At 68.9% G+C, this 1,164-nt stretch carries 1 protein-coding gene; it reads right to left on the bottom strand.

Features of this window, described 5'->3' with window-relative positions:
• A partial coding sequence (locus ACFYXH_RS42485) for an IS701 family transposase (RefSeq protein WP_389575187.1) occupies positions 1–1,164 on the bottom strand: 1,164 nt, incomplete at both ends.

Here is a 1,164-nt window from a genome sequence, read left to right as displayed (position 1 = left end):
TGTACAGGCTGAGGCCGTGGCCCCGCCTTTTGGGTTGAGGTAATGCTCTGTGCAGAACAGGTGGGCTGCGGAGACGAGCGTCACGTGGTGGTGGAAGCCCCGGTAGGTGCGGCCCTCGTAGTCGCCCAGACCGAGGGCCTGCTCCATCTCGCGGTAGTCGGTCTCGATGCACCAGCGACTCGTCGCGTGCCTGACCAGGATGGCGAGCGGGGTGTTGGCGGGCAGATCGGTGATCCAGGACCGGAAGACGTCCCCGCCGCGCTTGCGCCTCCACTGGATCAGCAGGGTGCGCTGGGGCAGGAGCCGGTCGGCGGTGGACGCGACGTGCTCGCGCTCGATGATCCCGGCGATGTGCACCGGGATGGCGACGAACCAGCCGGACCGGGCGCGGTGATCGGCTGTCTTGGCCCGGTAGACGAACCTGCGGGCCCGGTAACGGTGCTCCGCGGCGACCTGGTCGACGGTAATGCTGGGGCGCCTGCGCGCCCAGGCAGTGACCGGGGCTCCAGTGGCGGGCAGAACCACGGTGTGGCCCGTGACCGCCAGCAGCCAGCGGATGCCCCGTGCACTGAGCCCGGCGCGGAAGGCGACGTTGGTGCCGTAGTCGCTGTCCGCGACAACGAGTGGTGGGGTCAGGCCCCACTGGTCGAGTTCGTCGAGCAGGTCAAGGGCGATCCGCTGTTTGGTACGGTGCGCTATCTGCTGCGGGACTCCCGCCTTCGCGCAGCGTGCACGGTCCTCGGCCCAGCTCTGCGGCAGGAACAACCGCCAGTGCAACGGCGACGACCCCCGGCCCGAGACGGCGTGCACGGATACCGCGACCTGGCACAAGTGCTGGTCGCGCTCGCCGCAGTGCTGCACGATCGCACCAGCGGTGCCATGCCCGTAGCGGACGAAGGGGTGATCGTCGATCAGCCAGGCCGACGATCGCAGTACCCGGTGGGCGCGGGCCGCTACACGCCGCATCACCTCGCGGTAGTCCCAGGTGGACTGGGCAACGAAGTGCCCCAGGTTCTGCCGGGGGATGCCCAGGCGCTCCGCCATCGGCTCCACCGACTTACGCTTGCCCTCCAGCATCAGCCCGCGCAGGTACTGCTGACCGTAACCGCGCTGGCCTGCATAGGCCAGGTAGCCGAAGACATCGTCCGTGAACTCAGCAAGATC

Origin of the sequence: Streptomyces sp. NPDC002730 (assembly GCF_042888805.1) — a bacterium.
Lineage (GTDB): Bacteria > Actinomycetota > Actinomycetes > Streptomycetales > Streptomycetaceae > Streptomyces.
This window is presented reverse-complemented; position numbering and strand designations above follow the sequence as displayed.